Below are 24093 nucleotides of genomic sequence, written 5' to 3' on the forward strand. Positions count from 1 at the left end.
AGCCTGCGTGAGAATGGCGCGGAAAGGCTCGCAGGAGATGCGAGGGGATTCTCAGGGGAACAGGGGAAAGTTGTCAAGGCATTTTTGGGCAGACACTGCGCCTCCGGTAACGGCCGAACGGAGCTCACTCTGCCTGCCTCACGGGCTCCAGCGGGCGGCGGTGGCGGCAGTGGCCAGAGGGCGGGCGGTGCCCCCATCGGCGGGGACCACCCACACCCTCCCGCGCTCCGGCGCCCCGGCGGGGGCGCGGCGGAAGGCGATCCACGTGTCATCCGGGGCCCAGCGCGGCCCCTCGTCGCTCTCGCCTGCCGGTGGATGGGTCAGACGCCGCCGGATCCCGGTCGCCAGGTCCACCACATCGAGGGCGTACCGGCGCTCGCCAGGGGGGCCGATGGGCTCGCCCGTCGCGTACACGACGCGATCGGTCCGGTGGGCGAAGCGGGCCGAGTGGCTGTCGCGGTCGGGTGGGGAGAGCGAGCGGAGGCGACCGGTCCGCTCGTACGCGACGACCAGGCGTTTCAGCGCCGGGTCGGCCGGGTCGACGTCCATGAAGGCGACGAAGTCGCCGCGCGGCGACACGTTGCCGACCGCGAGGAACGCGCCGAAGGCGCCGCGCCGCGACCCGTCGAACCCGAAGACCACGTAGTCCCAGTTCTGGTCCCGAACGATGAGGCCGCGGCCGTCCGGTGTGAAGGCGAACGCCTCGCGCCGGTAGACGATTTCGACGAGCGATTTCTTGAGCGCCTCCACCACGAGGGGGGAGCCGCCGGGGATCGGTCGGGGCGGCGGCCCGAATGGCTCGACCGTCGGGATCGCCTCCGTGAGATGGACAAGGTAGGGGAGGACCACGCCGTCACGGCGCGGGGCGAGGAAGCCCAGCACCGCGCCGCCCGGCGCCCAGGTCAGGTCGTGTATCTCGACGGCACGCGTGGCGGCCCCGTACACCCCGGACTCTAACCCCCCGGCCTTCGGGAGGGCGATCCGCCGGATGCCCCCCGGCCCGGCCGGCTTGATGACGAGCACCCCTTCGGCCGGCAGGACGTACGCCAGGTCCCCCGCGGCGCTGGCGGCGAACTCCCCGATGCCGGGACCGGCGAGTGGCTCGGTCGCGCCGTCGAGCGTCGCCCGGAGGAGGCGGCCGTCGGCTGTCCGCACCACGAGCGCTTGGCCGCGGGTCCGGAACCGGAGGGTGATCGGCCGCGGGAGCGACCGCCCGGCGCGGTCCCGCACACCGATGCCCAGCGTCACCGTGTACTCGGTGTCGGCCGTCAAGCCGGTCCGGGGCGTGAACGCGGCGCGCCGGCCAGCCGCGCTGACGAAACCCTCCGTTTGCGGCTCGACCGAGAGCGCCGCGCGGACGGACGCCTCGTCGACCGGGCGGCTGAAGACGACCATGATCTGGGTCGTGATCGACACCCCGGCGGTGCCGTCGGTCGGGCGGGCGTCGACGATGGCGAGCGGCCTCGGCTCCCCGAAGACGATGACCAGGCCGATCACCGCCGCCAGGGCGAGGACGACGAGCGCGGCGAGGGCCTCGAAGCGGTGGGTCGGGCTCACGGACGCTCGGTCCGGTGTCAGTAGAGGTAGGGCTGCTCGGGACGCTCGGTCGGCGTGACGGTGGCCGGGGCGATCACCGCCTTCCGCTCCTCCCGGACCTCGGCGACCTCCCACGTCCCCTCGACGGAGACCCAGCTCCCCGCTTCCGGCACCTTGCCCTCGGGCGCGCGGACGGGGAGGCCGATCGGCGTCGCGTCGATGGCGCAGCACTGGACGACGAAGCGCGCCACGAGGAACCAGTCGCCCGGCAACCGGTCATTCCGATAGACGAAGCCGATCACCCGCACCGGCTTCCCCGCGTGCCGGCCCGGCTCGGGATCGGCCTGCATCGCCTTCACCCAGTCCTTGATGGTGTACGTCTCCGGCCGCTGCTCGACGCGGAACTCGGGGGGGTCGTCGAGCCGCCCGAGCGGCAAGGCATCGACGCCGCGCTGGGCCGCGGTCGCGAGGCCGAGCGGCTTCGGCGGCAGGAGGAACCCGAGGGCGAGGGGGAGGACGAGGACGGCGATCGCCAGGGGCGGCGGGCTGCCGTGCCCGCCGGGCTCACCCCCCTGCCGCCCGGCCGCGGCGAGGGCGAGGAGGAGGACGCCGGTCGCCACGGCCGGGAGGAGGTAGATCGGGTGGATGTAGAAGTAGAGGGTGCCGGTCCAGAAGGCGTAGAGGAGGTACGCTCCGTAGCCGAGGGCAATGAGCGGCGCCGCGCGGTTCATGTGACCCAGTAGTTCAGGCCGAGGCCGATCAGGAAGACCGCCTCGGCAACCACGACGGTAACGAGCGCCACCGCCTTCCAGTTGAAGGCGGTGAGCATGAGCAGCACCGCCTTGATGTCGATCATCGGGCCGAAGACGAGGAAGGCGACGAGGGAGCCGTCCGTGAAGGTGCCAGCGTAGGCGAGTGCCACGAACGCATCCACCGTCGAGCAGACCGACAGGAGGGCGGCGAGCCCCATCATCGCCACGACCGAAAGGACAGGCCCCTGCCCGACCTGGAGGAGGAGGCCGCGCGGCACGAACATCTGGGTCAGTGCCGCGAGCCCCGCCCCCACGACCAGGACCGCGCCCATCTCGGCGAACTCGCCGAGGACGCCCCGCGCGAAACGCCCCGCCCGCCCGACCCAGGACGTGGGAACTGGCCCCTCCACCTGGTGGCCCGCGCCGGGGGCCGGGCGCCGCAGGAGGTCAGCCGGGCGGGGATGGAGGCTCAGGAGGAGCCCGACCCCGAGCGCGACAGCGAAGGTGAGGCCGAGCCGGTAGACGACGATGACGGGTTGCTGGCGGAAGGCCGCAAAGGTCGAAAGGGCCACGACCGGGTTCAACGCGGGCGCGGCAAGGAGAAAAACCATCGCGCCCGCGGCGGGGACTCCGCGCGCGGCCAGCCGCCGCGCGACCGGCACGTTGCCACACTCGCACACCGGGAAGAGCGCGCCTAGCCCGGCGAGGGCGGCAAGGGACGCGAACCGGCCGCGCGGCAGCCACTTGAGCACCCGGTCGCCCTTGAGGGCAAGGGCGAGTCCCTGCGAGACCAGCACCCCGAGGAGCAGAAACGGGATCGCCTCGATGAGGACCCCCAGGAAGATCGTGACCCCCTCCTGTCCCCGGCCGACCCAATCCACCCGCGACTCCTTGGGGATCCCGGACAGCCTGCGTGCGGTAGTGCTACCGGGCTACCACAGGGCGACCGGGTTGCCTGGCGAGCCGGTCCCGCCGACGATCTTCAGCGGGGCCCAGACGAACAGGAACTCGTAGGCCTTCTCCTTCAGCAGCGGGGTGAAGTCGAGGTTTTCGATGTTCCAGATCCCGCGCCGCGTCTGCATCTCGGTGTGGCAGGGCACCGCGAAGTCCTCCTCCTCCCCCACCGGCTGGGCGTCGTTGGCCGAGGTGTCGCCGCCGGTCAGGATGATCTTCCGATCCGCCATGTACTGGCAGGCGCTGATGCCGAATCCCGGCTCGCCCGAGGTGAACTCGGCGCGGCGCTTCGCCTTCTCCTCGGCGGAGAGCGACTTCCACTCCGCATTTGCCCAGAGGTCGCCGTGGCCGGTGTAGAGGAAGACGCAGTCCCCCTCGCCGATCTCCGAGAGGCCCTGGCGCTTGACCATCGCCTGGACGTCGGCGGCGGTGATGATCCCCGGGCTCTTGGTGTCCTTCGGGATCGGCAGCCGTCTCATGCCCCGGTACGCCGGCGCGTCGAGGAGCAGGCCGCGGCAGATGAACCCCTTCTCGGCCACGTGCTCGACGCCGAGGTCGCCGAGCCCGACGACCCGGCCGCCCGCGCCGCGCTGGTAGGTGTCCTTGACGAACCGGCCGTTGTAGAAGACGTCGCCCTTCGAAGTGCGAACGCCGATGTGGCCCGGGCCGTCGAACTGGGTGCCGATCTGGCCGAGCTCGGTGGCGACGAACTCATCGTGGTAGACCAGCGCGTTCTTGCCGAACGGGCCCCCGGTGGGCGTGCCGGGGATGCTCATGGTCCACGAGCGGGCGCCGAAGACCGGGATGTCGGACATGTACAGCTTGCCGAGCGCCGCGGTCTTCCCCTGCTTGACCAGCCTCACAGCCTTCAGCACGAGGGCAGGCGTGGTCCGGTTGACGGCGCCGGCCTTGTCGCCGGGCCCGAACTCGGTGGGCGCCCACCTTTCCTGGAACGGCTTGTCGCTGACCGGTTCCTGCTGGGACTTCGCGGCCGTCGCGCCGAGCATACAGATCGCTCCCACCAGCGTGAGCGCGGAGATCCTCGACACGGCTCTCATCTGGCCCTCCACAGGGGAAAGCAGATCCACGCCAACGCCTACTCCCCGACCCCCTTCTGTCCGCGGGCCTTGATGCCAATGCCCCGGGTATTCGCGCCGCTGCCGTCAATGATCTTGACCGGGAGCGAGATGTAGAAGGCCCCACGCGCCGGGAGCTTGCCGAGGTTCGTCAGCAGCTCGTCCCACGACATGCCGTACTTCAAGCCGGCCACATGGGTGCTCTGGCCTCCCTCGACGAAGCCCATGCTGGGGCCGTCGGTTCCGACGTGCATGATGCCCTTCGAGTGGAGGTACTCCATCGCCTCCGGGCTGGGGGCCGGCCAGCCGGGCTTGTTCTGGAGGATCAGGGGCTCGAAGGCCAGCCGGTTCCCCTCGGGGAAGGGCTTGTAGTAGCGGTCCGAGTAGCTGGAGTAGAAGAGGACGATGTCCCCCTTCTTGAGCGAGCCGTGCTTCGCCTCCCAGTCCTGCACGATCTTCGGCGTGATCTGCGGGCTCTTGCCGTTCGGAGCCTTGTCGAGGATGTCCCGGACGTCAATCACGACGGCCGGCCCGATCCACTGCGTGATCGGCATCTTCTCGCAGGTCATCTTTCCCATCGGGCCGGCGAACGGCATGCCGCTCCCCTCCGGCGGGATGAAGTGCGCCGGGCAGTCAAGCTGCGTGCCGGTGTGCTCGTCGATCACGTACCGCTGGCCGTAGTAGGGGAAGACGCTTTGCGCCAGGTTGTCGGTGTACGCCCCCTTGACCGGCTTGAACCAGTTGAAGGTCCACCGCTGAAACGGGGCGTGCGTCGGCCAGTGGGCCGGTAACTGCTCCGAGATGAGGACCGTCAGGTCAATCACCTCCGCGTCCCGAAATGCGGCGGCCAACCGCTCCGCGACATCCTGCGCTTCGGCCTGAGGCGGGCTGCTGAACGCCGCCCCCATCGCCACAATGGCGATCGTGAGCGCCACCGAGGACCGCACGAGGAGTCCACGCCACCCATGCCGCTTCATCGGCGCCCTCCTGTGAAATGTCACCGCACCCGTTGCGGTGAGTGCCGAACGTAAGGCACGGACCCCCATCCCTATTGCCTGGGGGCCCGCGGTTTCTTCGCGCGCGGGAGAACAATGGGCTTCGATGGAGACCTCGAGCCTCGGCAGGGATGGGGATCCCGTTCGCATCGGAGTCCGCGCGGAGAGTTGAGGGGCAGGGTCGTTGAAGGTCGCCGCCATCCTAGGGGCGAAGGGGAGCGTTGTCAAGTGATCCAGTCCCCGCGCCAGGGCGTCGGTAGCGAGGGGCAGGGCCCACCGCATCCTCCAGCGGTGCCGCTTGGCGAGGAATTGCTTTGACATACATCTCACCTCGCTCCTAGAATGAAATCACTTTCTACGATCCGAAAGTATGGCGACCGGGGGGAGTGGAGCCGGCGGTGCGGCGACAGCGGGGCGGCAACGCCAACGTGGTCTCCTCGGTGGTCCGGGCCCTCTCCCTCCTGGACGCACTGGCCGCTCAGGGCCGCGCGATCGGGATCGCCGAGCTCAGCAAGCGGGTGCGCCTGCACGTCAGCACGGTCCACCGCCTGCTGGCGACCCTGATCACCCGGGGGTACGTGAGGCAGGACCCGGAGACCGGCAAGTACGCCCTGGGCCTCAGGACCTTCGTCCTGGGGCAGGCGTACCTCGAGCACATGGACCTCAGACGGGCCGCCCAGCCCGCCCTGCAACGCCTGGCCCAGCGGACGGGGGAGACGGCGAACCTGGTGGCGATGGACCGGGAGGAAGCCGTCTACCTGGACAAGGCCGAGAGCACCCAGAGCGTCCGGTTCTTCTCCCGGATCGGGCACCGCGCCCCCCTCTACTGCACGGCCGTGGGGAAGGTGCTCGTGGCGGACCTGCCACCGGAGGAGCGGGAGGAGCTCCTGGGCCGCCTCACCCTCACCCCTCTCACCCGGAACACCATCACCGACCTCGGCGCCTTGCGCCAGGAGCTGGACCGGGTGGCGGCCCAGGGCTACGCGCTGGACCGGGAGGAGTGCGAGGAGGGGGCCTCCTGCCTGGCAGCCCCGCTGCGGGACCACACCGGTCGGGTGGTGGCGGCGCTGGGGATCTCCGCGCCCACGGTCCGCTTGACGGCGGCGAAACGGGAGCAGCTCATCCCCCTCCTCGTAGAGGAGGGGAGAGGCCTCTCGCAGGAGCTCGGCTACCAGGGGGCGGCGGCGGCCGCCCCGGCTGCCGCCCGCCGCTAGGGCCGAGCGGCCCGGCGAAGGGCGGCGGATGGAGGGGATCATGCGGGATTCGCTGCACGCCGCGATGCGGGTCGGCATCGTCCATTTTATGGCCTACCCCGAATGCCTGAAGGGGGAGGGACCGGTGGTGGAGACCGTCCGCCGGATCCTGGAGGATGAGTTTTTCGGGGCGATCGAGGTGACCCAGGTGAAGGACCCCGCTGCCCGGCAGACGGTCGCCCGGCTGTCTGCCCAGAGCCACGTCGAGGTGGGCTACGGGGCCCAGCCGGTCCTGCTCACGGAGAAGCTCAACCTGAACAGCCTCGATCCGGCCGAGCGGAAGCGGGGGGTGGAGCGGATGAAGGCCTGCGTGGACGAGGCTGCGGCGCTCGGGGCGACCGCCTTCGCGGTCCTGTCGGGGCCCAACGTCACGGCCCGGCGGGGGGAGGCGATGCAGCGCCTCACGGACTCTCTCCTGGAGATCGGGGATGCCTGCGCCGCCAAGGGCCTCCGGCTCCTCCTGGAGACCTTCGATTACGATATTGACAAGAAGTGCCTCATCGGTCCAAACCGGGACGGGGCAACCATCTCCCGCGCGGTCCGGAAGCGGCACAAGGAGTTCGGGCTCATGCTCGACCTCAGCCACCTCCCGCTCCAGCACGAGACCCCGAAGCAGGCCTTCGCCGCGGCGAAGGGGCAGATCGGCCACATCCACATCGGCAACTGCGTGCTCCAGGCCGGCCACCCGGCCTACGGGGACCAGCATCCCCGCTTCGGGCTGCCGGGCGGGGAGAACGACGTCCCCCAGCTCCTCGCCTTCCTGAAGGAATTGTTCGCCATCGGCTACCTGGGGAAGGGCAAGCGGCCGATCGTGGCCTTCGAGGTCAAGCCCCAGCCGGGGGAGTCCTCGGAGGCGGTCATCGCCGGGGCCAAGCGCACGCTGCTTGACGCCTGGGCCCGCCTCTAGGGCCCGAAAGCACGACCCCTGCCGCCCGGCGCGCGAGGGACAGCCTAGGGCCTCCGGCGCCTCTCGGCCCGGAGGCGCAGAAGCGCCCGGAGCCCCCGGAGGAGCGTGAGCGCGCCCCCGGGCATCACGGCGCCCTCGAAGGCGTCCAGCATCTCGGCCTCCGTCGCCCCAAGCGCCCGGGCGCGGCGCAGGTGCAGGATCAGGGAGCGCTCCTCGCCCCGGTAGGCGAGGACGGCGCTCGCCACCAGCTCCCGATACTTCAGGGGGAGCGCGTGGCTCATCCCGAGCGAGCGCCGGTAGAGCCCGTTGTAGGCCTCCATGAAGGCGGGGTCAAGCCGGCTGGCCAGCTCCCACTCCGGGTACGTGTAGCCGCGGTCGCGCCGGATCTGGGCCGCCAACGCTTTGGCCCGGCCCGGGCGCCGCCGCGCGGCGCGCTTCTTCCGGGTCGCCATGGCACCTCCTCGCGGTTGGAATCGGGGGGGGAACGCGCGAAGTCCTTCCTCTACCACGGCGGCCGGAGCGGGTCAAGCCGGCGAGGATTCCGTGGAGTCCCTCACGGGGAGCCCGAACACCCTCTACCAGAGCGCGCTCATCCTCCTGGATGAGGCCGCTGCCGCGTTGCGCCTGGACCCCGGCATCCATGAGCGTCTCCGCTACCCGAAGCGGGCGCTGATGGTATCCATCCCCACCCGGATGGATGACGGCCGCACCCGGGTCTTCCTCGGCTACCGCGTCCAGCACAACGTCACCCTTGGGCCCGGCAAGGGGGGCATCCGCTACCACCCCGACACCACGCTCGAGGAGGTCACCGCCCTCGCGATGCTCATGACCTGGAAGTGCGCCCTGATGGGCCTCCCCTACGGCGGGGCCAAGGGCGGCGTGCGGTGCGACCCCGAGACGATGTCGGCCGGCGAGCTGGAGCGGATGACCCGCCGCTACACGTCCGAGATCGTCCTGGCGATCGGCCCCGACCGGGACGTCCCGGCCCCCGACCTGTACACGAACGACCAGACCATGGCCTGGATCATGGACACCTACAGCATGCAGAAGGGGGGGACGGTACCCGGGGTGGTGACGGGGAAGCCGGTCCTCCTCGGCGGGACGCTGGGGCGACTCGAGGCGACGGGACGGGGGGTGGCGATCATGGCGGAGGAGGCGTGCCGGGCCACGGGCCGCCCCCTCGCCGGGGCGGCCGTGGCCGTGCAGGGGTTCGGGAACGTGGGCGGCGTGGCCGCCCGCCTCCTGCACGAGGCCGGCTGCCGCATCGTCGCGGTGAGCGACGTCCGGGGGGGGATCACCAGCGGGGCCGGGCTCGATGTTCCGCGCCTGCTGGAGCACGTCCGGGAGAACAAGTACGTGGAGAGGTTCCCGGGAGCGGAGCGGATCGCGAACGCGGAGCTGCTCACCTGCCCCTGCGACATCCTGATCCCCGCCGCCCTGCAGGGACAGATCACGCCTGCCAACGCGGAGCAGATCCGGGCCCGGATCATCGTGGAGGGCGCCAACGGTCCCACCCTCCCGGAGGCGGACGCGATGCTCGCGCGGCGCGGGATCTTCGTGGTCCCGGACATCTTGGCCAACGCCGGCGGGGTCACCGTCTCCTACTTCGAGTGGGTCCAGGACCTGCAGATGTACTTCTGGACGGAGGAGCAGATCACCCAGCGCCTCCGTTCCCTCATGACGGGGGCCTTCGCCGAGGTCCGGGGTCTCGCCACGGCCCGGGGCGTGGACCTGCGCCGCGCCGCCACCATGCTGGGGGTGCAGCGCGTGGCGGAGGCGAAGCGCCTCCGGGGCCTGTACCCATGAGCGGTCCGGGACCTTCCCCGCCGGCCCCGCTCGCCGCCGACCGCGCGACCTCGGCGCAGGCCGAGCGCCTGGTCGAGCAGGCCGAGTTCGGCGCCCGCCGCCTCACCGGTCTCCCCCTCTACTTCGCGGGCGGTCTCGCCCTCGCCTTCTCGGGATTCCAGCTCTACACGGCGGCCTTCGGGACCCTCCCGGGGGTCCTCCAGCGGGCAGTCCACCTGGCCTTCGCCCTCGCCCTCTGCTTCCTCTTTTACCCGGGCTCGAAGAAGGCCCGCCGCGCCTCTCCCCCGTGGAGCGACTACCTGCTGGCGGCCTGCGCGTCCTGGGTCGCCCTCTACGTGGTGGTCCACTACCGGGCCCTGGTCACCCGGGTCGGCGACCCCACGCCCCTGGACATCCTCACCGGCGCCGCCGCCATGGTGTTCATCCTGGAGGCCTCCCGGCGCGCCGTCGGCATCTTCCTCCCGGCGATCGCGAGCGCCTTCGTCCTGTATGCCTTTGTCGGCCCTTACCTCCCCGACCTCGTAGCCCACCGGGGCTACACTCTCCGGCGGGTAGTGGACCACCTCTACTTCACCACGGAAGGCGTTTTCGGCATTCCCCTCTGGGTCTCCGCGACGTTCGTCTTCGGGTTCGTCCTCTTCGGGGCCGTCCTGGAGCGGACGGGGGCCGGCGAGTACCTCATTCAGCTCGCCTTTTCCCTCTTCGGCCACACACGGGGCGGGCCGGCCAAGGCGGCCGTGGTGGCGAGCGCCTTCATGGGGACCATCTCCGGCTCCTCCATCGCGAATACCGCCACCGTCGGCAGCATGACGATCCCGCTCATGAAGCGAGTCGGGTTCAAGGCGGAGGTGGCGGGGGGGATCGAGACGGCAGCGGGCGGGAACGGCCAGATCATGCCCCCGGTGATGGGGGCCGCCGCCTTCGTCATGGCCGAGTGGCTGGGCATCCCCTACCTGGAGGTCGCGAAGGCCGCCGTGCTGCCCGCCGTCATTGACCAGTTGGCGCTGCTCGGCGCCGTGCACCTCTTGGCGCTCAAGGAGGGCATCAGCGGGCTGCCGAAGAGCGACCTTCCCCCGTTCTGGCGGACGTTCCTCCGGGGTCTTCACTTCCTCTTCCCCGTCGCGGTCCTCCTCTACTACCTGATCTGGCAGCGGTCCACCCCCCTCACCGCCGCCTTCATGGGGACGATGTCCGCCCTCGGGATCTTCGCCGCCTCGGGCCTCCTGCGGTCGCTCCAGGCAGCCCACGCCGGGTCGGGGGCGGGGGCGGAACTCGCCGACACGGCGCAGCGGCTGGTGACCGCGCTCTTCCTGGGGGCCAGGACGATGGCCGGCGTGGGGGCGACCTGCGCCTGCGCCGGGATCATCGTGGGGGTAGTGACGCTGACCGGCCTCGGTCTGAACATGGCGGACATCCTCCTCCGGCTCTCGGGAGGCTACCTGCTCCCGAGCCTCTTCCTCACCATGCTGGCCTGCCTGATCCTGGGAATGGGGGTCCCCACGACCGCCACGTACATCATCATGGCGACGATCACGGCGCCGGCCCTGCAGGCGGTGGCCCCCACCATCCCGATCATCGCCATCCACCTCTTCGTCTTCTACTTCGGGATCCTGGCTGACGACACGCCGCCCGTGGGCCTCGCCGCCTACGCCGCGGCCGGGATCGCCGGATCCGACCCGGTCCGGACCGGCTGGCAGGCCTTTAAGTTAGACATGCGGACGTTCCTTCTCCCCTTCATGTTCATCAACGCGCCCCAGATGCTCCTCATCAACACGACGGTGCTGGAGGCGGCCTGGATCTTCGTCACCGCCTCGGTGGGGATGTACGCGCTCGCGGCCGGGATGCAGGGCTACTTCCTGATCCCGGCACGCCTGACGGAGCGGGTGATCCTCTGCGTGTCGGCCGTGGGGCTGGTCTGGGCGGGGTGGGTGACGGACGTCCTCGGGATGCTCGGCGTGGCGGTCGTGGTCGTCCTGCAGCGCCGGCGGCAGCGAGCGGGAGAGGCGTGAGGCTCAGGAGGCGAGCAGCAGCCGCAGCGCCGGGAGGCGCTCCACCCGCACCCGCACGCGAGCCGGGGCGCCCGGCAGGGCGGCGAGGGGGACCTCGCGCCCCCGGAGGGAGAGCTGCATCCGGGCCACCGGGTGGACGAGAAGGGGCAGCTCCGTGAGGCGCACGCTCTCGGGCGACCGGAGCAGGCCGCCGGTGAGCCGGTAGGGCTCCCCGGGGCCGAGGCGCGGGAGGCCGGCGCCGAAGGCGGGCGCTACCGTCTCCTCCAGGGTGAGCGCGCCATCCGCGGCCACCCGGAAGCGGCCGGTCACCGGGACGCGGTCCACCGAGTGCATGTACTCGAGGGACACGGCCTCCCCGGCCTGTACGCGGGCGGCGTACAGCAGCTGCCCGCTCCCGGCCTCCCGGACGGTCAAAGCCCGGACCGGGACCAGGGTGAGGAGGAGGGCCGCCCCCGCGGCCAGGGGGGCGGCCCTCCGCACGATGCGGGCCACGCGCCCTCCTACGCGCCCTTCTCGCGGTAGAAGCGCTGCGCCCCCGGGTGCAGCGGGATCGGCATGCCTTCCCGCGCGCTCTTCAGGGTCAGGTTCTTGGCGGCGGCGTGGGCGCTGTGGAAGGTCTCCAGGTTCTCGAAGACGGCCTTGGTCAGGTCGTAGACCAGGTCCTCGGACAGGTCGGAGCGGGCGACCATCATGGCCATGACCGCGACGGTCGTCACGTCTGCGTCCTGGCCCCGGTAGGTCCCGGCCGGGATCCGGGTCACCGTATAAAACGGGTACTTCTTCTTCAGGGCCTCGGCCTCCCGTCCGGCGACCGGCACCATCGCCACCTTCTCGCTGATGAAGGTGTCCAGGATGACGGCAGCGCCGAGGCCGGTGGTGTAGAAGCCGGCGTCAATGCGGCCGTCCTTCAGCTGGTCGGAGGCCTCGGCGGGGCCGATCCGCTCGACTTTCCCCAGGGCGTCCAGGGTCATCCCGTAGGCCTCGAGGATCTGGACCGTGTTGGCCTCGGTCCCGCTCCCGAGGGGGCCGATGGCGACGCGCTTGCCCTTCAGGTCCCGGATGCTCTTGACCCCCGAGGCCTTGGTAGCGACCACCTGGATCAGCTCGGGGTAGAGGGTGAAGACGCCGCCCATGTTCTTGACCGGCTGGCCGGCGAACATCAGCGTGCCGTTTACGGCGTAGAAGGCGATATCATTCTGGAGGAGCGCGAAGTCGGCGTCCCCACTCGCGATGAGCTTCGCGTTGGCCACCGAGGCCCCGGAGGACTCCACCGTCGCCCGGACGCCCGGCAGCTTCGTGTGGACGATCCGGGAGATGGCCCCGGCCAGCGGGTAGTAGACGCCCACCACCCAGCCGGAGGCGATGGTGACGAGGCGCTTCTGCTGGGCCTGAAGCGGCGGGGCCGCGGCGAGGGCCAGCAGGACGAGACCCGCGAGCAGCCCCCGGAAAAGACGCCAGGACCGATCCTTCATGGTCGTCCTCCTTCTCGTGGCGATGGGAAGGGCGCGAGCACTGTGGTGGGGCAGCGTCACGCTAGGGCAGGGGCCCGGCAAAGTCAAGAGCCGCGCCGGACTGCCCGTCCCGGCTCAGGGGCGCGCCACCGCCTCGGCGAGGCGACGGCCCATCTCGGTCGTGCCGATGGTCGCCTCTCCGGGCCGGGCCAGGTCGGCCGTCCGCCAGCCGGCGGCGAGGATCGCTTCCACGGCCCGCTCGATGGCGGCCGCGACGTCCTCGCGGCGGAGCGAGTACCGGCACAGGAGCGCGCCGGAGAGGACGGCCGCGATGGGATTCGCCACGTCCTTCCCGACCAGGTCCGGCGCGGTCCCGTGGATCGGTTCGTACAGCCCGATCTCCGCCCCGAGGCTCGCCGAGGGGAGCATCCCGATGGATCCGGTCAGCATCGCCGCCTCGTCGCTCAGGATGTCGCCGAACATGTTCTCGGTCAGGATCACGTCGAAGGCCCGCGGGCTCCGGATGAGCTGCATGGCGCAGGAGTCCACGTACATGTGCTCGAGCGTGACCCCCGGGAAGTCGCGGTGGACCGCCTCCACGACTTGCCGCCACAGCTCCGAGGAGGCGAGGACGTTGGCCTTGTCCACGGAGGTGACCTTCTTCCGGCGGCCCGCTGCCGCCTCGAAGGCGACCCGCGCGATCCGGGTGATCTCCGCCGTCGTGTAGGCGAGGGTGTCCACGGCCCGCTCCCCGTCCGGAACCCGTTCGATCCCCCGGGGCGTGCCGAAGTAGAGCCCGCCGGTCAGCTCCCGGACGACCAGGAGGTCCGTTCCCTCGACCACCTCGCGCTTCAGGCTGGAGGCCTCGACGAGCGCGGGAGAGAGGCGGGCGGGCCGGAGGTTGGCGTACAGGCCCAGGGCGGCCCGGAGGCGCAGGATGCCCCGCTCGGGTCGCTGCTCCGTGGGCAGCCTGTCCCACTTCGGCCCGCCGACGGCGCCGAGGAGGATCGCGCGGCTCTCCCGGCAGCGGGCGAGCGTCTCCTCCGGGAGCGGGTCCCCGGTCGCGTCCACGGCCGCCCCGCCGAGCAGGGCCTCGCGGAAGGTGAGCGCGAGGCCGAATCGGGTGGCGGCCGCCTGCAGCACCAGGAGGGCCTGGTCCACCACCTCGGGCCCGATGCCGTCGCCCTTCAGGACCGCGATCTGTGTCGCCATGGTCTCGCCTCCGGACGCCGGGCCGCGCGCCGGCAGCCCGTAGTATTGTTGTCCCGAGGCAACGGGTCAAGCGGGATGTGCCCATGCGCGTAACCTCCGTGACCTTCGCCGGGAGCGCCACCTCCCCCGACCAGTACCCGAAGCGGGCGTTACCGGAGGTGGCCTTCGCCGGGCGCTCCAACGTGGGGAAGTCTTCCCTCATCAACCGGCTGCTTCACCGGCGGAATGTCGCCCGGGTGAGTCGGACGCCCGGCCGCACCCGGGTCCTGAACTTCTTCCTGGTGAATGACCGGTTCTACCTCGTCGACCTGCCGGGCTACGGGTATGCGGCGGTCCCGAGCCGGATCCGGGAGACCTGGGGGCCGATGATCGAGGGCTATGTGAAGACGCGGCCGACGCTCCGCGGCGTGGTCCTCCTGATGGATGGGCGCCACCCCCCCCAGCCCTCGGACGTGACCATGCGCGCGTGGCTCGCCCGGGAGGGAATCGCCCACCTCCTGGTCCTCACGAAGATCGACAAGGTGCCCCGGGGGCGTCGGGCCGCCCGTCTCGGAGAGGCCGCAGCAGCCCTCGACCTGTCGGACCCCGGGCTCCTCCTCCCCTGCTCTGCGCTGACGGGGGAGGGGGAGGCGGCCCTCTGGGAGGCGCTCGAGGCGGCACTGGGCCCGGCTTGAGAAAGCCGTCTCGCTCCTCCCCGAAAATGTCCGCCGCCTAGGTATCAGCCCGTTAGGAGGGTCGGGATGAGAGCCTGGCTGGAAGACTATTATCTTATGGCTCAGATGGCCCTCCTGGCGCCCCTGCTCCCCTATTCCGCCTGGGTCCTCTTGTTTCTTGGGACAACTTTGTTGGGGGTAGGGATCTGGTTTCGACGACAGATCCGGGACTGGCTGACCGGCCTTCCACGATTCGTTCGGAAGGCAGTCGTCGTGGTCCTCGTGCTGGAAGCGATCCCGGCGCTAGCCGTTGGACTCGGGCTGACGCTTTTCCTCGGGGCAGCGTATGGAAGCCGCATCGGACAATTCGTGATGTCTCTTGGGGGACTTCTCCGCGCAACAGCGATGGAAAAGATCGGATATACCATTGGCTGGATCGCAGGAGGAGCATGGGGATTCGTTACCGGAACCCTTACCATGGAGGTCTTGGCAGGGCTGATGGTTGGAATTCTGGCCTACCTTTTCACGAAGGCAACAGGATTTCCCAGGTAGGAGCGCGGGAGAGGGGGCTGGCGGCAGCCCGCCGGGGAAAGATGGCTATGCGGTTCGGCTCGCCATGAAAATTCCTTCCTCATTATTGTGTTACGCATCAGTGTCCGGATTTCTTTCGGGAAGCTAATGGGCCGACTTCAATGACAAAACGAAGGGCTGTGTTCATCTAGTCGCACATGCCAATTGGTGAGCGGATGTACGGTGTATCTCGCTGCTCCTGCATCAGTAGCGGAGGGGATGGCCGAGTGGCAGCGAAGTCATCGACTGCGATGTGAACGGCTCGTTGGGCGCTAGATGGACGGCACGAGACGCCACGTCCTGCGCTGGCGCCACGAGGTCGCCAGGCGGCAAATCCCCGAGCTACCGGCCAGGGGCAGGAACAGCTCGTGGCGTCCACTGCGATCCCCAAGGGGAGAGACCCCAGACACCGCTTAGGGGTCCGCCCGCTTCCAGACTTCCAGCCCCCCCCAATTGACCACCGCTTCTTCCTATGCTCGGGAGCCGGGCCCCCCCAGCGCGCCGGGGGGGGGCGGCTCCACGGCGACCTACATCACTACCTCCAGCCTAAGGATGTGCCGGCGGCGCGGGTCGCCCCCCGGCTCCAGAAGGGCGTTGACTCCTCCCGCAAAACCCGGCAAGATGACGAGGATGTTCCCTCGGATAAGGAGAGACAGGACCGTGGCGCGTTGGCTGGCATTGCTCCTGGCGTTCGCGGGCCTCACGCTGACGGCCTGCGGGAGCGGCATCCTGGCGCGGGCCCCCCGGCCGGTGGTGCCGGCGACGGATGTCTGGGCGCAGGCCGAGCTGGTCCGGTTCGGCGACCGTATCGCTGACCCCCGGGCCTACTACCACTTCAGCCTGAGCGCCCTCGCCGAGCAGCAGGGGGACCTGGGGACCGCCCTCGCCGAGATCCAGGCGGCGCTCCGCTACGATCCCGCCTCGACCTATCTCCGCCTGAGCCTGGGAGGCCTGCAGATCAAGCGCGGCGCCTTTGCGGAGGCCATCCAGCAGGCGGAGGAGGTGCTCCGGGGGGACCCCGGGAACGTGCAGGCCCATCTCCTCCTGGCCAGCGCCTACCTCAGCCTGCGCAACACGAAACAGGCCGAGCACCACTTCCAGGAGGTCCTGCGCCTGGAGCCGGGACGGGCCGAGATCTACCAGCAGCTCGGGAACCTGTACGCCGAGACCAAGGACTTCCCCCAGGCCGTGCAGGCGTACCGGGAGGCGATCCGGCTGGACCCGGCCTCCACCGTCGCCCGCTACAGTCTGGGCCGGGTCTACCTCGAGATGCGCCAGCCGCGGGAGGCCATCCCCGTCCTGCGCGACGCCTTGCGGCTCGAGCCGGGGTTCGACCCCGCCGCCGCCGCCCTGGGCTTTGCGCACGAGACGCTGGGGGAATGGGAGCAGGCCAAGGCGGTCTACCGGCGGGCCCTGGAGGATGATCCCAAGAACCGGGAGTTCGTGGAGCGGCTGGCCCAGGCCGAGGTCCGCAGCGGCAACACGCCGCGGGCCCTCGAGCTGTACCGGGGCCTGCTCGCGGAGCACCCCCGGGACCTGAACATCCGAGCCCGGGTGGGGCTCCTCCTCTTCGAGCAGAAGCTCTTCGCCGAGGCGGTGGAGGTCCTCCTGGAGGCGCTGCGGCAGGACGGGAGCCACGCGGATGCCCGCTTCTACCTGGCCGTCACGTACGAGGAGATGAAGCTGTACGACCAGGCGCTGCGCGAGCTCCAGCAGATTCCGGAGTCGGCCCGGAACTACGCCGAGGTCTTGATCCACAGCGGCTACGTCCTGGGTCAGCTCGACCGGCTGGAGGAGGCCGCCGGCGCCTTCGCCAAGGCCCTCACCGTGAAGCCCGAGGATCCCCAGATCCTCTACCTCCTGGGCGTGACCCAGATGCGCCGGAAGGACTTCCCCCAGGCGATCCGCCACCTGAAGGGCGCGGTGGCCTTGCGCCCGGACAATGCGGGCTACAACTACCAGCTGGGGGCCGCCTATGAGCGGAGCCGGCAGCTCAAGGAGGCGGAGACGGCCTTCCGCCAGGCCCTCCACCTGGACCCGAAGCACGCCGACGCCTACAACTACCTGGGCTACATGTTCGCCGAGGAAGGGATCAACCTGGAGGAATCGGTCCGGCTGATTCAGGAGGCGCTCACCCTGGAGCCGGACAACAGCGCCTTCCTGGATTCCCTCGGCTGGGCCTATTACAAACTCGGGCGCCTCGACGAGGCGCTGCGCGAGCTCCTGAAGGCGGTTCAGGGCGGCGAGCAGGACGACGCGACCATCCTGGACCACCTGGGCCAGGTGTACTTCGACAAGGGGATGGTCCGAGAGGCCATCGAGCAGTGGGAGCGGGCCCTCACCCTCGATAGCGGCAACGAAGCGGTCCGGAAGCGCCTGGAGCGTGCCCGCGCCCTCGTCAGCCGCGGCGGCTCATGAGCCGCCGCAGAGGCGGCCTCCCCCCTGCCGTGGCGTTCGCCGCTCTCCTCGCCTCCGGCTGCGCCGTCCCCACGCTCCCCGGCGTCGAGGGTCCCCCCGCCCCCGCCCCCCTGCGCGAGGCACTCCTCCAGAGTCTGGCCGAGCGCGAGGTCGCGCTCCGCGCCCTGCGCGGGACGGCGACGGTCACCGTCAGCGTCCCTGGGCACCGGCGGCGCCTTCGGGAGGCCTTCGCCCTGGAGGCGGGCGGCCGGCTGCGCCTGGAGCAGTACGAATGGACCGGCCTGCCCACCATGATCCTCGCCACGGATGGGGAGACGGTGGCGGTCCACCTGCCGTTCGCCCGCCAGTTCCTCCGGGGACGGGCGACCGGGGAAAATCTGGGCCGGCTGGCGGGTCTGCCCGTTGCGCCGGCCACGCTCACTCGCCTGCTCCTGGGCCTCCCCCCGCTCCCCGTCGATCCCGGGCGCGTCGCCGTCCTCGGGACTCCCGGGACGGCCGCCCTGGCGCTCATCAGCGAGGGGGAGGGAGCGGCCCAGGCCCTCCGGTTTGCCCCGGACACCCATCTCCTTCAAGAGGGGGAGCTGCACGAGGGGGGGCAGCCCCTGCTCCGCTTCCGGTTCGGGCCGGCCGAGGCGCTGGAGGGGGTTCCGGTGGCGCGGGACCTCACCCTCTGGCACCTGCCGGACGGGGTCGAAGTGGCGGTCACCTTCCAGGTCTTGGAGCTGAACCCTTCATTTCCTCCCGACTTCTTCTCGCTGGCCCCCCCTGCCGACGCCGGGGTGAGCATCGTGGACGTGGACCGGACCGAGCGCCCCTAGGTCATGCAGGCCCGTACTGTCCACGCTCCCGCCAAGCTCAACGTCATCCTCGAGGTTCTCGGGCGGCGTCCCGACGGCTACCACGATCTCTGGAGCGTCCTGGTCCTGGTGGACCTGTGCGATACGGTGACGGTCGCCTCCCGCAGGCGGGGGATCCACCTCACGGTCCGTCCCCCCGTCGTGCCCGCAGGACCCGAGAACCTGGCCTTCCGGGCGGCCGAGACCTTTTTCGAGACCTGGGCTCGCCCCGGGGGGGCCGCCATCACCCTCCGGAAGCGGATCCCGGTCGGAGCAGGCCTGGGGGGCGGCTCGAGCGATGCCGCGGCCGTCCTGGCCGCGCTCAACGCGATGGCGGGGCGGCCGCTCACCCGGGAGCGGTTGCTCGATCTCGCCGCCGGCCTGGGCTCGGACGTCCCCTTCTTCTTCTCCGGGGGGGCGGCCCTCGTCACCGGCCGCGGGGAGAAGGTGGCTGACCTTCCCCCCCCGCCCCCCCGCTGGCTGGTCCTGGCACTCACGGGCGGGCCGGTCTCCACCGCCTGGGCCTACGGGCGGCTCGCGCCCGGGGAGCGACGGGTCCCGGATCCGACCTGGACGGCCGCCGCTTCGGCCGGGCAGACGGAGGCCCTGCTCGGCATGGCCATCAACAGGCTTGAAGAGGTGGTGTTCGCGGCCCGGCCCGACCTGGCCGCGCTGAAGGTGCGTCTTCAGACGCTGGGGGCCGCCCCGGTCGGCCTGACCGGCACCGGCGCCGCGCTCTTCGGCTTTGCGCCGAGACGGGACGCGGCCCGGGCCTGGAGGGACACCTTGAAGGACGAGGGCCATGAGGCCTGGCTCTGCCGCACCCTCCCCGAGAACCCCATCCGCGCCACCGCCCTCGCCTGAGCCCCACCAGGTCCCCCTCGGCGTACCGGCTGAGGTGCCGCGGCACGCCGGCGCTGTTTCCGGCGAGGACCTCACCGGTGAGGTTGCTCCAGCGCGCCGGCTGGTTCCGGGGGTCCCTACATTGCCTGGCCATGGAATCCTCCGAACGCCCGCCGGCACCAGAAAGCCCGAAGACGAGGAGGAGTCTGGAGGGGCATCTCGGGATGGCGACCGCCGGCTTTAGCGATGGCGCGGTTGCGGAGATCATCGCCGGCGTGGTACAGAAGATCTCCACGGATTATTTCACCCGTGTCGCGCAGACTGAGGTGGATTTCCCGGCGGCTGTCCTCACCTCCAAGAGGGTTGCCTGACACACCGGCTCGACACTGGCCCGTGCCGCGACGGAGGGAGCATGAAAGCGTTCGTCAAGCCATCCGACGAGGAGCTCAAGAAGCGGCTGACACCGCTGCAGTACTGGGTGACCCAGGGCGAAGGGACCGAGCCGCCCTTCCAGAACGAGTCCTGGGACAACAAGAAGCACGGCCTCTACGTGGACGTGGTCTCCGGCGAGCCGCTCTTCTCGTCACTCGAGAAGTACGACTCCGGCACCGGCTGGCCGAGCTTCACCCGGCCGCTCGAGCCCGACACCCTCACCACCCGCGAGGACCGCACGCTCTGGATGGCGCGCACCGAGGTGCGATCCAAGCACACCGCCTCGCACCTGGGCCACGTCTTCCCCGACGGGCCCAAGCCGACCGGGCTGCGCTACTGCATCAACTCGGCGGCCCTGCGCTTCGTCCCGCTCGAGGAGCTTGCCGAAGCGGGGTACGGGGAGTACCTGGCCCGCTTTGAGAAGGCCGGCGTCTTCGGGCAGTCTGGCTCGTCCGAAGAGGGTGGCGCGTCTGGCAGGGACTCGGGGAGGCGCCAGGTCGCGCTCTTCGCCGGGGGGTGCTTCTGGGGGATGGAGGACATCCTGCGCGGCCTGCCCGGCGTGCTGGACACCGAGGTCGGCTACACCGGCGGGAGCACGCCCCGTGCGACCTACGCGCAGGTGAAGGGGGGAACGACCGGCCATGCCGAGGCGATCCGGGTCGTCTTTGATCCGGAGCGGCTGCCGTACGAGCGACTCCTGGAGACCTTCTTCCGCTTGCACGACCCGACGACCCGGAACCGGCAGGGCAACGACGTCGGCACCCAGTACCGCTCCGCCATCTTCACCCTCGACGAGGAGCAGCGGCGGATCGCCCAAGAGGTGAAGGCGCGGGTTGAAGCGTCGGGGAAGTGGAAGCGGCCCATCGTCACCGAGATCGTGGCGGCCTCGGACTTCTGGCCGGCCGAGGAGTACCACCAGGACTATCTCAGGAAAAATCCGGGAGGCTACACCTGCCACTATCTGCGCGACTGAACCCGGGGCACGGGGGGGAAGGGCCCCGAGCGATGCGGCGGCTGTCATCGGGACGCTCAACGCGATGGCGGGGCGCCCGCTCACCCGGGAGCGGTTGCTCGATCTCGCCGCCGGCCTGGGCTCGGACGTCCCCTTCTTCTTCTCCGGGGGGGCGGCCCTCGTCACCGGCCGCGGGGAGCAGGTGGCCGACCTCCCCCCCCCGCCCCCCCGCTGGGTGGTCCTGGCGCGGACGGGCGGGCCGGTCTCCACCGCCTGGGCCTACGCGCAGTTCGCGCCCGGGCCGCGCCGCTCGCCCGACCCGGCCTGGCAGGCGGCGGCCGCCGCCGGGCAGACGGAGGCCTTGCTCGGCATGGCCACCAATAGGCTTGAAGAGGTGGTGTTCGCGGCCCGGCCCGACCTGGCCGCGCTGAAGGTGCGTCTTCAGACGCTGGGGGCCGCGCCGGTCGGCCTGACCGGCACCGGCGCCGCGCTCTTCGGCTTTGCGCCGGGACGGGACGCGGCCCGGGCCTGGAGGGACACCTTGAAGGACGAGGGCCATGAGGCCTGGCTCTGCCGCACCCTCCCCGAGAACCCCATCCGGACCGTCGCTCTCTCCTGAACCCCTTCAAACCCCCCGGCGCATCCCCCACCCGATGCCCGCGAATGCCACCAGGTACGCGGCTACCCCCGTCCAGTAGGCCGTGGAGATCCCCGATGCGAGCGCGATCGCCACGCCCACCACCGACCCGCAGACCGAGGTCGCGCCGTTGATCCCCCAGAGCCAGGGGGTCACGGGCGGAAGCCGGCGCGCCGCCGCCTTCATCCCGGTCGGGAACGGGAACCCCATGAACAGCCCGAGGGGGAAGAGGAAGCCCGCCGTGGCGAGGATGCGCCCCGGGGTGTCCATGCCCTGCAGCGCGGCCGTCAGTGGAGGGGTGAGCAGCCCGACCCCGAGGAGCATCCCGAACAGGCCCGCGCCCCAGCCCCTCCCGGGCCACCTCGCGCTCAGGGCGCTCCCGAGGCCGCTTCCGAGGAGGAGGGTGAAGAGGACGACGGAGAGGCTGTAGGTTGGGTGGCCAAGGAAGAGGATCAGCCGCTGCAGCAGAGCGATCTCGACGAGCATGAAGCCCGCCCCGATGCCCCCGAAGTAGAGGAACCAGGGCGCGGCCCCCCGCAACGTCTCCCGCCGGCTCGTCAGGGCGAGGGGGATGATGAGGCAGAGGGCCGTCAGGCCGACCACAGTCAGGAGCAGGGTCCCGAGGACGAAGACCGCCTGCAAGTTGAAGGACTGCAGCCCCTGCTCGAAGCGGTCGGGGCGGAAGATGTCGGTGAGCCGGAGTAGCTGGAAGAAGAACGGCCGGTCGTCCGTGGGGGGCGCGATATCGAGCGGGAAGGCCGCGACGAAGGCGTCCAGGTCCTCCCCGGAGGTCAGCGCCGCGAAGGTGGGCTCGGGCGCGACCGCCGGGCTCAGCACGACCTCGAAGCGGAGCCGCCCCGCGGCGGCGTCCAAGGTCGCCAAATCCTCCCGGGCGAGGGGGACCGGGCTCAGCAGGAGCGTCCCGATCCCATCCGGGGCCTCGCCCGCCTCCGACCGGGTCCGGTGCCGGACGACGGCGACGTGGTCCCGGAGGCGGGCGACGCCGCGCCGCAGGAGCGCGGCGCTCGCCAGGGCGGTGAGACGGTACATCTCACCCGGCCGGTCGCGGTAGTACCAGCGCGAGACACTGAGCAGCCCGGTCGGGGCGAGGCGGTCAAGGAACGTCTGCCAGGCCTCGATGGTGTAGAGAGCATTCTCGCTGAGGGCGAAGGCGCCGGCGGCGGTGGCGGCCCAGGTGTCGATGAGCGATACCTGGATGAGGTCGAACCGCTCCGGACTTCGGGCGAGGTAGCTGCGGGCCTCGTCGTTGACGAAGCGGATGCGGGGATGCCGGTCGAGGTGTCCCGTGAAGGCCCCGAACCGCCCGTTCACCGTGCGGAGGATGTCCTCGTTCAGCTCCACACCCAGCACGGACCGCTGCCCGAAGGCGAGGGCCGCCAGGACGTCCCGTCCCCCGCCCGTGCCCACGACAAGGACGCGGGCATCCGGCCGGAGGTAGTGGGCGACGTTCGTGACGTCGTACTTGAGATGCTCGAGGGTTCCCAGGTCCCCGTCGAAGGCGGTGAGGATGCTCCCGGCCGAGCCGTCGATGCTCAGGTGCAGCTGGCGGAGGGTCCGCTCCCGCGGGTAGGCGGGGCTGAGGCCCCAGCCGAAGGCAGGGGTCGGGGCATCGGGGTCCCCGGTCACGAGGATCCGGGAGAACGCGTTCCACTTCTCGTAGAGGGGCGGGGGCTCGGGACTCCCCTTCACCCACGTCAGGCGGAGGAGTGGGACGCCCCGGGCCACGAGGAGGCCATGGCCCGCGGCCGCGGCGGTGAGGAGGAGGGTCGCGAGCAGTGTGAGCCGTCGGAGGAGCGCCGGAGCGCCGGCGGCAAAGGCGGCCGCGCCGCAGGCGGCCAGCAGCGCGACCACGAGGACCGCGGTGGGACCGTCGGTGAAGTGCAGGGTCCCGATCAGCGCGAAGGCCCCGAGGGCGGAGCCGGTGAGGTCGGCGGCGTAAAGGCTCCCCACGCGCCGGGGGAAGCGCGTGAGGGCCAGGCAGACGGCGATGCCGGCGAAGACAAAGGGAACGGAGAGGAGGACGTAGGTGAGCCCGAGCACCGCGAAGGCCGCCGGGGAGATACCCGGGGTGAAGGGGATCTGGAGGTGGAGGAGGAAGGTGAGGACGGAGGATCCGGCGAAGCCGAGGGCGCCGGAGGCGAGGTGAACCGGGGTCCGGTGGGGGGGGAACCGGGCGGGGGCGAGGTAGACGACGAGGGCCCCGACGGTCATCCCGAACATCGCCACGGAGATCGCCATGAAGGCGAAGTGGTACCACATGGTCACGCTCAGGATGCGTGTGAGGAGCACCTCGTACATGAGCGTGGCAAGCGTCACGAGGAAGAGCCCGAGAGTGGTCCGCCAGCCGACGGGGGGTTCCCCCTGCACGGGAGGTGGGGGGGCGAGCCGGGGCTCCGAGGAGGGCGAGTCCCCCGGAGCGTATTCGGCAGGCCCGGTTCCCGGGCGGGGAGAGTCGTGGGCGTCCTGGCGCTTGCCTGGCAATTCCGGACCTCCGGGGAGGGGGGGGAAGGATTGCCCGGCCCGGCGCCGGTGTCAAGAGGCGGCAACCCCCCCCGGTGATCCAGGATGTTGCCTGGGGCCGTACCTCAAGGTGAGTTGGGGCGGAAGGCCCGCATCGGGGCCGAGGGCCGGCCCCCCTTGTTTTCAGGGGTCCTGCGCCACTATAATTCGGGCCTCATCACTCCGGGGCCTCCAGCGGGGAGCGCGGTTCGGGAGGCCCCGCCCCGGGAAATCCGATCCGCCCGCATTAGGGTCCGCCAGGTCATGCTGACGGCCTTCGC

At 70.9% G+C, this 24093-nt stretch carries 22 protein-coding genes; 12 read left to right on the top strand and 10 right to left on the bottom strand.

What is annotated here, in order from left to right:
- Positions 1 to 138: 138 nt before the first annotated feature.
- The 5 genes from VGT06_03365 to VGT06_03385 are packed head-to-tail and all read right to left on the bottom strand — an operon-like array spanning position 139 to position 5295.
- The gene (locus VGT06_03365) at positions 139 to 1557 is read right to left on the bottom strand and encodes an Ig-like domain-containing protein (GenBank protein ID HEV8662170.1); all 1419 of its coding nucleotides are present in this window, start codon (positions 1555 to 1557) and stop codon (positions 139 to 141) included.
- A gap of 17 nt (positions 1558 to 1574) precedes the next feature.
- The gene (locus VGT06_03370; GenBank protein HEV8662171.1) at positions 1575 to 2267 is read right to left on the bottom strand and encodes a TIGR03943 family protein; all 693 of its coding nucleotides are present in this window, start codon (positions 2265 to 2267) and stop codon (positions 1575 to 1577) included.
- On the bottom strand, positions 2264 to 3169 hold the full coding sequence (locus VGT06_03375; protein HEV8662172.1) for a permease: 906 nt from the start codon (positions 3167 to 3169) through the stop codon (positions 2264 to 2266). Before VGT06_03375 ends, VGT06_03370 begins: the two co-directional genes overlap by 4 nt.
- Before the next feature lie 51 nt (positions 3170 to 3220).
- The gene (locus tag VGT06_03380; GenBank protein ID HEV8662173.1) at positions 3221 to 4300 is read right to left on the bottom strand and encodes a cyclase family protein; all 1080 of its coding nucleotides are present in this window, start codon (positions 4298 to 4300) and stop codon (positions 3221 to 3223) included.
- Positions 4301 to 4338: 38 nt separating this feature from the next.
- Positions 4339 to 5295: a cyclase family protein gene (locus VGT06_03385; GenBank protein ID HEV8662174.1), complete on the bottom strand. Its 957-nt coding sequence runs from the start codon at positions 5293 to 5295 to the stop codon at positions 4339 to 4341.
- Positions 5296 to 5711: 416 nt separating this feature from the next.
- Here VGT06_03385 and VGT06_03390 point away from each other — a divergent pair, with 416 nt between their 5' ends.
- Positions 5712 to 6527, top strand: coding sequence for an IclR family transcriptional regulator (locus VGT06_03390; protein ID HEV8662175.1), 816 nt, complete (start codon positions 5712 to 5714; stop codon positions 6525 to 6527).
- A 28-nt stretch (positions 6528 to 6555) separates the two neighbouring features.
- The gene (locus VGT06_03395; GenBank protein HEV8662176.1) at positions 6556 to 7473 is read left to right on the top strand and encodes a TIM barrel protein; all 918 of its coding nucleotides are present in this window, start codon (positions 6556 to 6558) and stop codon (positions 7471 to 7473) included.
- Between the two features lie 44 nt (positions 7474 to 7517).
- On the opposite strand, the gene VGT06_03400 is transcribed toward VGT06_03395, so the two are convergent.
- Positions 7518 to 7925, bottom strand: a complete 408-nt coding sequence (locus VGT06_03400) for a carboxymuconolactone decarboxylase family protein (protein ID HEV8662177.1) — start codon at positions 7923 to 7925, stop codon at positions 7518 to 7520.
- Between the two features lie 91 nt (positions 7926 to 8016).
- Here VGT06_03400 and VGT06_03405 point away from each other — a divergent pair, with 91 nt between their 5' ends.
- Positions 8017 to 9279 carry a Glu/Leu/Phe/Val dehydrogenase gene (locus tag VGT06_03405; GenBank protein HEV8662178.1) on the top strand — a complete coding sequence of 421 codons (1263 nt, stop codon included), beginning with the start codon at positions 8017 to 8019 and terminating at the stop codon, positions 9277 to 9279.
- Positions 9276 to 11288, top strand: coding sequence for a TRAP transporter permease (locus tag VGT06_03410; protein ID HEV8662179.1), 2013 nt, complete (start codon positions 9276 to 9278; stop codon positions 11286 to 11288). The genes VGT06_03405 and VGT06_03410 overlap by 4 nt, the downstream gene beginning before the upstream one ends.
- 3 nt (positions 11289 to 11291) lie before the next feature.
- Here the strand turns inward: VGT06_03410 and VGT06_03415 are convergent, their stop codons facing one another.
- The 3 genes from VGT06_03415 to leuB all read right to left on the bottom strand — a co-directional run bounded on the left by VGT06_03415 (position 11292) and on the right by leuB (position 13951).
- On the bottom strand, positions 11292 to 11780 hold the full coding sequence (locus VGT06_03415) for a DUF1850 domain-containing protein (protein ID HEV8662180.1): 489 nt from the start codon (positions 11778 to 11780) through the stop codon (positions 11292 to 11294).
- 8 nt (positions 11781 to 11788) lie between these two features.
- Positions 11789 to 12760 (bottom strand): TAXI family TRAP transporter solute-binding subunit, encoded by a 972-nt coding sequence (locus VGT06_03420; protein HEV8662181.1) that lies wholly within the window; start codon positions 12758 to 12760, stop codon positions 11789 to 11791.
- 114 nt (positions 12761 to 12874) lie between these two features.
- On the bottom strand, positions 12875 to 13951 hold the full coding sequence (gene leuB, locus VGT06_03425) for a 3-isopropylmalate dehydrogenase (protein HEV8662182.1): 1077 nt from the start codon (positions 13949 to 13951) through the stop codon (positions 12875 to 12877).
- Positions 13952 to 14034: 83 nt separating this feature from the next.
- Between leuB and yihA the strand changes: the two genes are divergently transcribed.
- From yihA to VGT06_03465, 8 genes are all read left to right on the top strand, one after another.
- The gene (gene yihA, locus VGT06_03430; protein ID HEV8662183.1) at positions 14035 to 14625 is read left to right on the top strand and encodes a ribosome biogenesis GTP-binding protein YihA/YsxC; all 591 of its coding nucleotides are present in this window, start codon (positions 14035 to 14037) and stop codon (positions 14623 to 14625) included.
- Positions 14626 to 14691: 66 nt separating this feature from the next.
- Positions 14692 to 15156 (top strand): hypothetical protein, encoded by a 465-nt coding sequence (locus VGT06_03435; protein ID HEV8662184.1) that lies wholly within the window; start codon positions 14692 to 14694, stop codon positions 15154 to 15156.
- Positions 15157 to 15834: 678 nt separating this feature from the next.
- Positions 15835 to 17592: a tetratricopeptide repeat protein gene (locus VGT06_03440; protein HEV8662185.1), complete on the top strand. Its 1758-nt coding sequence runs from the start codon at positions 15835 to 15837 to the stop codon at positions 17590 to 17592.
- A complete protein-coding gene (locus tag VGT06_03445; protein HEV8662186.1) occupies positions 17589 to 18410 on the top strand; it encodes a hypothetical protein in 822 nt (273 codons plus the stop codon). The genes VGT06_03440 and VGT06_03445 overlap by 4 nt, the downstream gene beginning before the upstream one ends.
- A gap of 3 nt (positions 18411 to 18413) precedes the next feature.
- Complete coding sequence (gene ispE, locus VGT06_03450) at positions 18414 to 19292, top strand: 4-(cytidine 5'-diphospho)-2-C-methyl-D-erythritol kinase (protein ID HEV8662187.1); 879 nt, start codon at positions 18414 to 18416, stop codon at positions 19290 to 19292.
- 131 nt (positions 19293 to 19423) lie between these two features.
- Positions 19424 to 19642 carry a hypothetical protein gene (locus tag VGT06_03455; protein HEV8662188.1) on the top strand — a complete coding sequence of 73 codons (219 nt, stop codon included), beginning with the start codon at positions 19424 to 19426 and terminating at the stop codon, positions 19640 to 19642.
- Between the two features lie 41 nt (positions 19643 to 19683).
- Positions 19684 to 20676: a bifunctional methionine sulfoxide reductase B/A protein gene (locus tag VGT06_03460; GenBank protein HEV8662189.1), complete on the top strand. Its 993-nt coding sequence runs from the start codon at positions 19684 to 19686 to the stop codon at positions 20674 to 20676.
- A gap of 64 nt (positions 20677 to 20740) precedes the next feature.
- Positions 20741 to 21274 carry a hypothetical protein gene (locus VGT06_03465; protein ID HEV8662190.1) on the top strand — a complete coding sequence of 178 codons (534 nt, stop codon included), beginning with the start codon at positions 20741 to 20743 and terminating at the stop codon, positions 21272 to 21274.
- A gap of 6 nt (positions 21275 to 21280) precedes the next feature.
- Here VGT06_03465 and VGT06_03470 read toward each other — a convergent pair whose 3' ends face one another.
- Positions 21281 to 23680 (bottom strand): hypothetical protein, encoded by a 2400-nt coding sequence (locus tag VGT06_03470; GenBank protein ID HEV8662191.1) that lies wholly within the window; start codon positions 23678 to 23680, stop codon positions 21281 to 21283.
- Positions 23681 to 24093: the final 413 nt, after the last annotated feature.

The organism is Candidatus Methylomirabilis sp. (assembly GCA_036000645.1).
Taxonomy (GTDB): Bacteria; Methylomirabilota; Methylomirabilia; order Methylomirabilales; family JACPAU01; genus JACPAU01.

What these genes read in the sequence shown, in the direction of transcription:
- VGT06_03420 (HEV8662181.1), bottom strand. Translation starts at nt 12,760, where the DNA reads ATGAAGGATCGGTCCTGGCGTCTTTTCCGGGGGCTGCTCGCGGGTCTC.
- VGT06_03435 (HEV8662184.1), top strand. Translation starts at nt 14,692, where the DNA reads ATGAGAGCCTGGCTGGAAGACTATTATCTTATGGCTCAGATGGCCCTC.
- VGT06_03385 (HEV8662174.1), bottom strand. Translation starts at nt 5,295, where the DNA reads ATGAAGCGGCATGGGTGGCGTGGACTCCTCGTGCGGTCCTCGGTGGCG.
- VGT06_03455 (HEV8662188.1), top strand. Translation starts at nt 19,424, where the DNA reads ATGGAATCCTCCGAACGCCCGCCGGCACCAGAAAGCCCGAAGACGAGG.
- VGT06_03370 (HEV8662171.1), bottom strand. Translation starts at nt 2,267, where the DNA reads ATGAACCGCGCGGCGCCGCTCATTGCCCTCGGCTACGGAGCGTACCTC.
- VGT06_03400 (HEV8662177.1), bottom strand. Translation starts at nt 7,925, where the DNA reads ATGGCGACCCGGAAGAAGCGCGCCGCGCGGCGGCGCCCGGGCCGGGCC.
- VGT06_03445 (HEV8662186.1), top strand. Translation starts at nt 17,589, where the DNA reads ATGAGCCGCCGCAGAGGCGGCCTCCCCCCTGCCGTGGCGTTCGCCGCT.
- yihA (HEV8662183.1), top strand. Translation starts at nt 14,035, where the DNA reads ATGCGCGTAACCTCCGTGACCTTCGCCGGGAGCGCCACCTCCCCCGAC.
- leuB (HEV8662182.1), bottom strand. Translation starts at nt 13,951, where the DNA reads ATGGCGACACAGATCGCGGTCCTGAAGGGCGACGGCATCGGGCCCGAG.
- VGT06_03460 (HEV8662189.1), top strand. Translation starts at nt 19,684, where the DNA reads ATGAAAGCGTTCGTCAAGCCATCCGACGAGGAGCTCAAGAAGCGGCTG.
- ispE (HEV8662187.1), top strand. Translation starts at nt 18,414, where the DNA reads ATGCAGGCCCGTACTGTCCACGCTCCCGCCAAGCTCAACGTCATCCTC.
- VGT06_03395 (HEV8662176.1), top strand. Translation starts at nt 6,556, where the DNA reads ATGGAGGGGATCATGCGGGATTCGCTGCACGCCGCGATGCGGGTCGGC.
- VGT06_03465 (HEV8662190.1), top strand. Translation starts at nt 20,741, where the DNA reads ATGGCGGGGCGCCCGCTCACCCGGGAGCGGTTGCTCGATCTCGCCGCC.
- VGT06_03410 (HEV8662179.1), top strand. Translation starts at nt 9,276, where the DNA reads ATGAGCGGTCCGGGACCTTCCCCGCCGGCCCCGCTCGCCGCCGACCGC.
- VGT06_03380 (HEV8662173.1), bottom strand. Translation starts at nt 4,300, where the DNA reads ATGAGAGCCGTGTCGAGGATCTCCGCGCTCACGCTGGTGGGAGCGATC.